We start from the raw sequence: 9273 nt of genomic DNA, 5'->3' as shown, positions 1-9273 counted from the left end.
TCGAGGGTGGGTTAGATCAGTTCGCCAAGAACAAACTCCGGCAGATCAAAGCCATCTACACCACTGATGAGCTCTGGGACTTATTCAGGGTTTTATTCATCAACCATTTCGGCCCCTGTGAGGAAGCGCGGCTGAAAGCCTGGACGTATAGCCTCAAGTGCAAGGGGCGAGTGCAGGTGCTTAATGCCTTGTACGAGCTCCTAGAGGAGCGCTACCCCGAAGTGAAGTTTGAGCGTAGGGAGGCAAAACCTAAGCGGAAGGATTAACAACATGGGCCCCAACCATCGGTTGGGGCTTTTTACTTTATGGCACTCACGACATTCCAGCTCAGGTCCCTATCCGGATCACCTAGTAGTTCTTGGTACGTTCCCTAAAGATCATATGCGCAACAATATCCACCCACTCAAGAAACAACTCTCCGGGCGATACCCGGTCATGAGGGATGACAGATGGCTACAAAGTCTTGACGGACGCGACGGCTCGGCGGTTATCCCAATCCGTTGATAAATGAATGAAGTCCAGTTGGAGGAGCCAATTCCCCCGTAGTTCAGTCGGTAGAACGGCGGACTGTTAATCCGTATGTCACAGGTTCAAGTCCTGTCGGGGGAGCCACATTCGATACCAAAAAGCCCGATCACATGATCGGGCTTTTTTGTTTGTGTCCATCATACTTGGCGCCGCCCCATGAAGGGGTTACTGCGATCCCGCGGGCTGCCGCAGCAGCGGGTCCTGGGCAAACAGGGTGGCCAGTTGGCCATACACGGCCGGATAGATGGTGTGCAACAGCCTGGGATCGGTGAAGAAGAGTTCGCAGCTCACCGCCAGAAATTCGGCCGGATGGGTGGCGGCATAGGGATCGATGGCGCTCTCCTCTCCCCGATCGAGCTGCTCATTGAGGGCATCAAACGCCGCCTGAAAGTCGGCTCGCCACCTCTCCATCACCATGCCGGGACGCATGGGAGGAACGCCGTCTGCGTCACCGCCCAGCATATCAATCTTGTGGGCAAGCTCATGGATCACCAGGTTGTAGCCATCCCAGCCCCCATCCTGACAGAGCTCACTCCAGGCCAGCACCAGGGGGCCCTGCTGCCACGACTCACCCGCATGCTCCTCCTCCACCTCGCTCACCAGGCCATATTCGTCCTCGATGGTCTCACGCCGCACTACCGGTTCGGGGATCACGATGATCTCGTGAAAACCGCGATACCACTCCAAAGAGAGGTTCAGGATAGGGAGCGCCGCCTGCAAGGCCAACGCCCCCGTCTGCTCATCACTGAGCTCAACCCCGATGAGGGTCAGGCGCTTGCGCTGCAACAGGGTCGCGGCCAGCTCAAAGAGACGCCCCAACGCCTCCTCATCCAACCCGTCCAGGATCGGGAGCGTGCTGGCCACCTTCGCCAGTGGCAGAGGCGGGGCAATCTCTTGGCCCAACAGGGCCCTCAACCGGGTCAACATCCCCATCAGGCGTCCCCCAACCATTTGACCAGCCGCTTGCGCCGCTCCTCATACCCTGCCCGCTCATAGAAACGGTGGGCATCGAGGCGGTGCATGCTGCTCGAGAGCTCGACCTGGGTGACGCCCCGCGCCTGGCAGATGGCCTCGGCTACCGCCAGCAAGGCTGCGCCAATACCGGCCCCGCGCACCGACTCGTCCACCACCAGGGCCGAGATCAGCCCCCATGATGTGGCCACATGCAAAGGGGTAAACAGGTGCAATACCAGCACGCCGTCGATCCCCTCTCCCCTGTCGTGGACCAATACCACCCGCTCCGGACTGTGAGCCGTGAGGGCCGCCGACATATTCCGCCCCGCTTGGGGATATCCCAGGGCAGCGAAGAGCGTGGCCAGTCGCACTCCATCGTCCGGACAGGCTTCACGCACCACGCTGTTGTACTGCGTCGTCACTCCTTACCCCTCAACCTTGCTGCCCATGCGTGTTCAAAACATGAGCAAAGTTCACACATTGGCAACATTTCAGAAAATTCCTCTTTGAAGGTTCACAGCGAATCGTTATGTTATTCCTGTCCAGTCAGTAACTGCGCTCTGTTTTGGTGTTTTATGAGACCAATTTGCCATTTCATCGCAGATCGTTCGGCTGAGCCCTTAACAACTCGCAAGGAATGATACCGGATCCCGTTTATTCGGTCACAAGCTGATACCCAATACAACAAAAGGAGTCGTTGTACATGAGTGAATTGGTCAATACCATCAATGGCATTATCTGGAGCCCCGCGCTCGTCTATCTCTGCCTGGGAGTAGGCCTCTACTTCTCCCTGCGCACCCGTTTCCTGCAACTGCGCCATCTGCGCGAAATGATCAAGTTGATGTTCCAGGGCAAGGGCAACGAGGCGGGAGTCTCCTCCTTCCAGGCCCTCTCCATGACCCTGGCCGGCCGTGTCGGTACCGGTAACATCGCCGGGGTGGCCACCGCCATCACCTTCGGTGGTCCCGGCGCCCTGTTTTGGATGTGGATGGTCGCCTTCCTCGGTGCCAGCTCGGCCTTCGTCGAATCCACCCTGGGTCAGATCTACAAAGAGAAGCTCGACGGCGAGTATCGCGGCGGCCCCGCCTTCTACATCGAGAAGGGCCTCGGCATGAAGTGGTACGCCTGGACCTTTGCCATTGCCACCGTCTTCGCCTGCGGCGTGCTGCTGCCGGGAGTGCAGGCCAACTCCATCGGTGCCGGTCTGCAGACCGCCTTTGACATCAGCCCCAACGTCACGGCCGCCATCCTGGCCCTGCTGCTCGGCTTCATCATCTTCGGCGGGGTCAAGCGCATCGCCAACTTCGCCGGCATGGTGGTTCCTTTCATGGCACTCGCCTACATCATCGTCGCCTGTGTCATCATCGCCCTCAACATCACGGCCCTGCCGGGCGTGATCCTGCTCATCTGGAAGAGTGCCTTTGGCCTCGATGCCGGCTTCGGCGCCATTCTGGGTCTGGCAGTCATGTGGGGGGTCAAGCGTGGCGTCTACTCCAACGAAGCCGCTCAGGGGACCGGCCCTCACGCCTCCTCTGCCGCGGCGGTGAGCCACCCGGCCAAACAGGGTCTGGTGCAGGCCTTCTCGGTCTACATCGACACCTTGTTTGTCTGCTCTGCTACCGGCTTCATGCTGCTCATCACCGGCCTGTACAACGTGCAGGGTCCGGAGGGTGCCGCCCTCTTCACCGGTATCGCCGGTGTGGCGGCAGGCCCAGGCTATGTGCAGACCGCCATGGAGACCATGATGCCCGGCTTTGGCAGCTACTTCGTGGCGCTGGCCCTCTTCTTCTTCGCCTTCACCACCATCGTCGCCTACTACTACATCGCCGAGACCAACATCGCCTACCTGACCCGCAGCATCAAGGTGCCTGGGCTCAAGACGGTGCTCAAGCTGGCGCTGATGGGGGCGACCGTGTATGGCACGGTCAAGACCGCCGATCTGGCCTGGGGCATGGGGGATATCGGGGTGGGCCTGATGGCCTGGCTCAACATCGGTGCCATCCTGCTGCTGCAAAAGCCGGCGCTGGTTGCCCTGCGCGACTACGAAGCCCAGCAAGCTCAAGGGGTAGACCCTGTCTTCCATCCGGAAAAACTCGGGATCAAGAATGCCGACTACTGGATCGACAACCGCGCCGAGATCAATCTGATGCGCGAGAAACAGGGCCACGAGTTCGAGCCGGATCAACGCTCGGCCTAAGTGGCGTCAAGATGAAAAATGGCAGCCTCGGCTGCCATTTTTTATGGTTTTTTTTCACCCCTTCAAGCGGTTGGGGCCAAAGGGCAGGCGCAGGCCAAAGAGCGATCCCAGCGTCGCCTTCCACTGATTGGGACGCCCCAGGATCTGCTTTTGCAGCCGGGTCTCCTCCTGCATCACCTCGGCATCCGACAGGGCCCAGGCCTTGTGATAGAGCTGCTTGATCCCGGCCAGCGCATCGGGCGACTTGGCAAGCAAGGTGCGGACAAACGCCTCGGCCTCTGCCCCCGGATCCTCGCATACCCGACTCACCAACCCCAGTTCACTCGCCTCGGGCGCCAGAAACTCACGGCCCGTCATCGCCAACTCCATGGCGCGATCGACTCCGACCAGAGTGCGCAGGGTAGCGGCACCACTCATGTCGGGAATGATGCCCCACTTTATCTCCATCACCGAGAAGCGGCACTCTGGAGCGGTGAAACGAAAATCGGCGCCGAGGGCAATCTGCAACCCGCCACCAAAGCAGACGCCACGCGTCACCGCGATGACCGGCACCGGCAAGGCTCGCCAGCCATAGGCTACCTCCTGGGCCAGGTTGGTCGCCGCATCGGCCTCCCGCTTGAGGATCTCGACCGCCGCCAGTGGGCTCTTGAGCATGGACTTCACATCGAGTCCGGCACAAAAGGCCCGCCCCTCCCCCTCCAGGATGACGGCGCGCAGCCCCTTCTCCTCCCGTAGACGCGCCAGCACGGTGGCGATCGCGTCAAACATGGGCCGGTCGAGGGCGTTAAGCTTGTCAGGACGACTCAAGGTCACCCGGGCTACCCCCTCCTCGATACGGCACCTTACCCGCTCGCTGGCCATCACACCCTCCTTGTTTGCTCCAGACAGGTCAGACCACATGTTAATCTCTTGTGAAGACCTTGAACAGATCTCGACCAAAGTCCAGTGGCCACCCCGCCGGCCCCCTGCCACACTGAGCGCTCATCCCCAAAAGGAGCCGGCATGAGCCAGCTATTTCACTTGAGCCGCCCCCCTTTCGACAGGCTCTCCAGTGCACAACAAGGGCGCCTGCAAGCGGCCTTGCAACTCATCTATGTGCGGGCCCATCAGGTGCTTCTGGAACCCGACAGCGAACCCGAGGGCGTCTTGGTCATCGTCAAGGGGAGCGTCGAGGAGCGCAGCCCGGATGGCCATACCCACTTCACCGACTATGGGGCGGACGACGCGTTCGACATCCGCGCCCAATTTGACGGGCGGGTGCGTCATCGCTTCACCGCCCTGGAGGAGTGCCTCTGCCTGCTCATTCCCCGCCCTCTCTTCCTCACCCTGTGTGAGGAGAGCCGCCACTTCGAGCGCTATTTTCGTGGCTCTCTCCTCGAGCGCCAGCAAGGGCTCGAGCGCCACGCCGAGCCAGGTCAGCAGAATCTCTCCGAGTTTCTGCTCACCCGTATCAGCGCCGATCAGTTGCAGTCTCCTCTCATCCTCACCCCTTCTCGTACCCTGGCCGAGGCAACCCGAGCCATGGCCGAGGCTGGCAGTGACTGCCTGCTGTGGCGAGACGGGCAAGCCCCCTGGCAGCTGGCCACCCGCACAACCCTGCTCCACGCCCTGGTCCTGCAGGATCTCACCCCGGAGAGCCCGCTGGGTCGTCTGCCGCCGCTCCCCATGCCTTTGGTCGCCCTGTCGGAGGGGGATTACCTCTTCGATGCACTGATCCAGATGACCCGGCTGCGGGTCAAACGGGTGGTGATCACCCGGGGAGAAACGATCCTCGGTACCCTCCACCTGAGCCGGGTGCTCGGCCTCTTCTCGACCCACTCCCATGTGCTGACCCTGCGCATCCACCGCGCCGGCAGTGAACAGGCGTTGGAGGAGGTGGCCCGCGAGCAGGGTCGCCTGGCCGCCAACCTGTTTGCCCAAGGCATTCACACCGCCTTCCTGCTACGTCTGATGTCGGCGGTCAACGAGCAGCTTATCGCCAAGGCCTTCGAGCTGACCCTGCCTGCCCACCTGCACCCTCACCTCTGTTTGCTGGCGCTGGGATCCGAGGGGCGCGGTGAGCAGGTGCAAAAAACCGATCAGGACAACGCACTGATCCTCACCGAAGCACTGGCGTGGCCGGATCGCGAGGCCGATCTGGCCCGCTTCAATGCCTTGCTGGTGAAACTGGGCTACCCCCTCTGCCCGGGTCATGTGATGGTCACCAACCCCGACTGGGTCAAGACGCCACATCAGTGGCAGCAGGCCATCGACCACGCCCTGATCCGCGCCGATGAACGGGATCTGCTCTGGCTCTCGACCCTGGCCGATGCCCACCCGGTGGCCGGTAACCCGGCACTCCTGCCTCCCATCGCCACCTACCTGCGTGAGTCGCTTGCCGAGCGCACCGACATCCTCGCCGAGATGGCCCGCGCCGCCGTGGCTTTCCATACGCCGCTCACCCTGTTTGGCCGCCTCGAGCGCGAACCAGAGGGGCTCGATATCAAGCGAGGTGGCCTCTTCGCCCTGGTCCACGGTTGCCGCCTGCTGGCCCTGGAGGCCGGGATCGCAGCGACCTCGACCCTCGAGCGAATAGAGGCACTGATCGATTCCGGCCGCCTGAGCCGGGAATATGGGAGCAATCTGGGTGAGGCCTTTCGCCTCCTCATGAGACTGCGCCTGCGCAGCCAGCTCGAGCGGGGGGAGAGCAGAGTGACGGTGGAGAGCCTCACCAGTGCCGAGCGGGATCTGCTGCGCCACAGCCTGCACCTGGTCAAGAAGTTTCAGCAGTGGCTCGCCCTGCACTTTCGGGTGCGCCAGTGATGTTGATGAGCCTTCGCCGCCGCTGGTTGGGACGCACCTTTACAGGAGGGCCCTTCGCCCCCCTGTTTGAGCCGCCTCCTGTCGAGGAGTGGGTGGCGCTGGATCTGGAGACCACCAGCCTGGATCCGACCAAGGCCGAGATAGTGGCCATAGGTGCGGTGCGTATCCGGCGCGATCGTCTGCTGCTGGGCGAGGCGCTCTCGCTGAAGATTCGTCCCCCGACCAGCCTGGACGGGAGCTCCATCGTGATCCACGGCCTGCGCCATCAGGATCTGGTCGATGGCCTCCCGCTCGAAGAGGCACTGGGCCGGCTGCTCGCCTTTATCGGCTCCTCCCCCCTGGTGGGCTATCACATCGACTACGACTTTCGTATCCTCTCACGTCACTGTCACCGGCTCTGGGGCCTGACGCTGCCCCACCAGACCATAGAGGTGAGCCGACTCTACTACGATGCGGTCAGCCGCCACCTGCCTGGCAGCCACCTGGACCTGCGCCTGTCGACGCTCTGTCGACACCTCGACCTGCCACGCCTCGAGGCCCATGACGCCCTCAATGATGCCCTCACCGCCGCCCTGCTCTTCCTGCGCCTGCGCCTCGGCCCCGCCCCGGATTATCCCAAAGTCTAATTGTGGGAACAGCCCGTTGAATTCACATTCTGATAACAAGTGCGGCGTTCGCCGGACTGGTGCACAGACAATATGGAGAACAGGGAAATGGATGAACAACTCTACCAGCGCATCCAGCAGGATCCGCACTTCAAGCTCCTGGTGAGCCGCCGCCAGCGCTTCGCCTGGCTGCTCTCTGCCATCATGCTCGGCCTCTATCTGGCCTTCATTCTGCTTATCGCCTTCGCCCCCTCCTGGCTGGGCACTCCCCTCTCGGCAGGCTCGACCATCACTCGCGGCATCCCGGTCGGGATCGGCCTCATCCTGTCGGCCTTTGTGCTGACCGGCATCTATGTGGTGAAGGCCAACGGCGAGTTCGACGAGTTGAACCAGAAAGTTCTCAAGGGAGCACAGCAATGAAGCGTCACCTGATCCTGCTGGCGGGCCTGCTGGCCTCCCCCACCCTGTTCGCCGCCGGCGCCATCGAGGGAGAGGTTCAGCGCCAACCCCTCAATCTGGCTGCCATCGTCATGTTCCTCGCCTTCGTGGCCGGTACCCTGATGATTACCTGGTGGGCCGCCAAGCGTAACCGCTCCGCCGCCGACTATTACGCCGCCGGCGGGCGCATCACCGGCTTTCAAAATGGCCTGGCCATCGCCGGCGACTATATGTCCGCCGCCTCCTTCCTCGGCATCTCGGCCCTGGTCTACACCTCGGGCTATGACGGCCTCATCTACTCCATCGGCTTTCTGGTCGGCTGGCCCATCATCCTGTTCCTGATTGCAGAGCGGCTGCGCAACCTCGGCAAGTACACCTTCGCCGACGTCGCCTCCTACCGCCTCAAACAGACCGAGGTGCGCACCCTCTCCGCCAGCGGCTCTCTGGTGGTGGTGGCCCTCTACCTCATCGCCCAAATGGTCGGCGCCGGCAAGCTTATCGAGCTCCTGTTTGGCCTGAGCTACCATGTGGCCGTGGTGCTGGTCGGCATCCTGATGGTGCTCTACGTGCTGTTTGGCGGCATGCTGGCCACCACCTGGGTGCAGATCATCAAGGCGGTGCTGCTCCTCTCCGGCGCCAGCTTCATGGCTCTGATGGTGATGAAGTCGGTCAACTATGACGTCAGCGCCCTGTTTTCCGAGGCGGTCAAGGTGCATGCCAACGGTACCGCCATCATGAGCCCGGGCGGTCTGGTCTCCGACCCCATCAGTGCCATCTCCCTCGGCCTTGCCCTGATGTTCGGTACCGCCGGCCTGCCCCATATCCTGATGCGCTTTTTCACCGTGGGTGATGCCAAAGAGGCCCGCAAGTCGGTCTTCTACGCCACCGGCTTCATTGGCTACTTCTACATCCTCACCTTTATCATCGGCTTTGGCGCCATCCTGCTGGTGAGCACCAACCCGGCCTTCAAGGATGCGGCCGGTGCCCTGATAGGCGGCAATAACATGGCCGCAGTCCACCTGGCCGATGCGGTGGGGGGCAGCCTGTTCCTCGGCTTTATCTCTGCCGTCGCCTTCGCCACCATCCTCGCCGTGGTGGCCGGTCTGACCCTGGCCGGTGCCTCCGCCGTCTCCCACGACCTCTATGCCAGCGTCTTGATGAAGGGCAAGGCCAACGAGCAAGATGAGCTGCGCATCTCCAAGATGACCACGCTCGTCCTGGGTCTGGTCGCCATAGGTCTGGGCATCCTGTTTGAGAAGCAGAACATCGCCTTCATGGTGGGGCTGGCCTTCTCCATCGCCGCCAGCTGCAACTTCCCGGTGCTGTTCCTCTCCATGTTCTGGTCACGCCTGACCACCCGCGGTGCCGTCTACGGCGGCTGGCTGGGGCTGGGCTCCGCCGTCACCCTGATGGTGCTGGGCCCAACTGTGTGGGTGAAGGTGTTGGGCCACGCCCAAGCTATCTTCCCCTACGAGTATCCGGCGCTGTTCTCCATGGCCATCGCCTTCGCCGGGATCTGGTTCTTCTCGGTCACCGACAAGTCGAGCAATGCCGCCGAGGAGCACGCCAAGTTCTTCCCGCAATTTGTGCGCTCCCAGACCGGTATCGGCGCCGCCAAGGCCGCCTCCCACTGAGTTTCACCACCGCATGCCAACGCCGGCTCCGTGCCGGCGTTTTTTTATGGACAATGCAAGGAGGTCGCTCACAAATTGGCTAAAAAACGGCGCCCGTTTGTGGCATAATCTGGCC

At 62.0% G+C, this 9273-nt stretch carries 9 protein-coding genes and 1 tRNA gene; 7 read left to right on the top strand and 3 right to left on the bottom strand.

Annotation, left to right across the window (positions count from 1 at the left end; all coding sequences use genetic code 11):
• A partial coding sequence (locus BN1133_RS20495) for a hypothetical protein (protein ID WP_231686289.1) occupies nt 1-266 on the top strand: 266 nt, incomplete at its 5' end.
• Nucleotides 267-536: 270 nt separating this feature from the next.
• Nucleotides 537-612, top strand: a tRNA-Asn gene (locus tag BN1133_RS17060).
• 81 nt (nt 613-693) lie between these two features.
• Here the strand turns inward: BN1133_RS17060 and BN1133_RS17055 are convergent.
• Nucleotides 694-1461 (bottom strand): M90 family metallopeptidase, encoded by a 768-nt coding sequence (locus BN1133_RS17055; protein WP_153006737.1) that lies wholly within the window; start codon nt 1459-1461, stop codon nt 694-696.
• Nucleotides 1461-1883, bottom strand: coding sequence for a GNAT family N-acetyltransferase (locus tag BN1133_RS17050; RefSeq protein WP_050667652.1), 423 nt, complete (start codon nt 1881-1883; stop codon nt 1461-1463). The genes BN1133_RS17055 and BN1133_RS17050 overlap by 1 nt, the downstream gene beginning before the upstream one ends.
• 302 nt (nt 1884-2185) lie before the next feature.
• Between BN1133_RS17050 and BN1133_RS17045 the strand changes: the two genes are divergently transcribed.
• Nucleotides 2186-3679: an alanine/glycine:cation symporter family protein gene (locus BN1133_RS17045; protein WP_050667651.1), complete on the top strand. Its 1494-nt coding sequence runs from the start codon at nt 2186-2188 to the stop codon at nt 3677-3679.
• Between the two features lie 54 nt (nt 3680-3733).
• Here BN1133_RS17045 and BN1133_RS17040 read toward each other — a convergent pair whose 3' ends face one another.
• Nucleotides 3734-4540 carry a crotonase/enoyl-CoA hydratase family protein gene (locus tag BN1133_RS17040; protein ID WP_050667650.1) on the bottom strand — a complete coding sequence of 269 codons (807 nt, stop codon included), beginning with the start codon at nt 4538-4540 and terminating at the stop codon, nt 3734-3736.
• Nucleotides 4541-4681: 141 nt separating this feature from the next.
• On the opposite strand from BN1133_RS17040, the gene BN1133_RS17035 reads away from it, so the two are divergent.
• The 4 genes from BN1133_RS17035 (at nt 4682) to BN1133_RS17020 (ending at nt 9158) form a co-directional block, all read left to right on the top strand.
• Nucleotides 4682-6481, top strand: a complete 1800-nt coding sequence (locus BN1133_RS17035) for a putative nucleotidyltransferase substrate binding domain-containing protein (protein WP_050667649.1) — start codon at nt 4682-4684, stop codon at nt 6479-6481.
• Nucleotides 6481-7107 carry a 3'-5' exonuclease gene (locus tag BN1133_RS17030; protein ID WP_050667648.1) on the top strand — a complete coding sequence of 209 codons (627 nt, stop codon included), beginning with the start codon at nt 6481-6483 and terminating at the stop codon, nt 7105-7107. Before BN1133_RS17035 ends, BN1133_RS17030 begins: the two co-directional genes overlap by 1 nt.
• 87 nt (nt 7108-7194) lie before the next feature.
• The gene (locus tag BN1133_RS17025; protein WP_050667647.1) at nt 7195-7506 is read left to right on the top strand and encodes a DUF485 domain-containing protein; all 312 of its coding nucleotides are present in this window, start codon (nt 7195-7197) and stop codon (nt 7504-7506) included.
• Entirely contained in the window at nt 7503-9158 is a 1656-nt protein-coding gene (locus BN1133_RS17020) for a cation acetate symporter (protein ID WP_050667646.1), read from the top strand. Before BN1133_RS17025 ends, BN1133_RS17020 begins: the two co-directional genes overlap by 4 nt.
• Nucleotides 9159-9273 lie beyond the last annotated feature (115 nt).

The sequence above is a fragment of the Aeromonas schubertii genome (genome assembly GCF_000820105.1).
In the GTDB taxonomy this organism is placed as follows: domain Bacteria; phylum Pseudomonadota; class Gammaproteobacteria; order Enterobacterales; family Aeromonadaceae; genus Aeromonas; species Aeromonas schubertii.
This window is presented reverse-complemented; position numbering and strand designations above follow the sequence as displayed.

What these genes read in the sequence shown, in the direction of transcription:
- BN1133_RS17025 (WP_050667647.1), top strand. Translation starts at nt 7,195, where the DNA reads ATGGATGAACAACTCTACCAGCGCATCCAGCAGGATCCGCACTTCAAG.
- BN1133_RS17045 (WP_050667651.1), top strand. Translation starts at nt 2,186, where the DNA reads ATGAGTGAATTGGTCAATACCATCAATGGCATTATCTGGAGCCCCGCG.
- BN1133_RS17030 (WP_050667648.1), top strand. Translation starts at nt 6,481, where the DNA reads ATGTTGATGAGCCTTCGCCGCCGCTGGTTGGGACGCACCTTTACAGGA.
- BN1133_RS17020 (WP_050667646.1), top strand. Translation starts at nt 7,503, where the DNA reads ATGAAGCGTCACCTGATCCTGCTGGCGGGCCTGCTGGCCTCCCCCACC.
- BN1133_RS17040 (WP_050667650.1), bottom strand. Translation starts at nt 4,540, where the DNA reads ATGGCCAGCGAGCGGGTAAGGTGCCGTATCGAGGAGGGGGTAGCCCGG.
- BN1133_RS17055 (WP_153006737.1), bottom strand. Translation starts at nt 1,461, where the DNA reads ATGGGGATGTTGACCCGGTTGAGGGCCCTGTTGGGCCAAGAGATTGCC.
- BN1133_RS17035 (WP_050667649.1), top strand. Translation starts at nt 4,682, where the DNA reads ATGAGCCAGCTATTTCACTTGAGCCGCCCCCCTTTCGACAGGCTCTCC.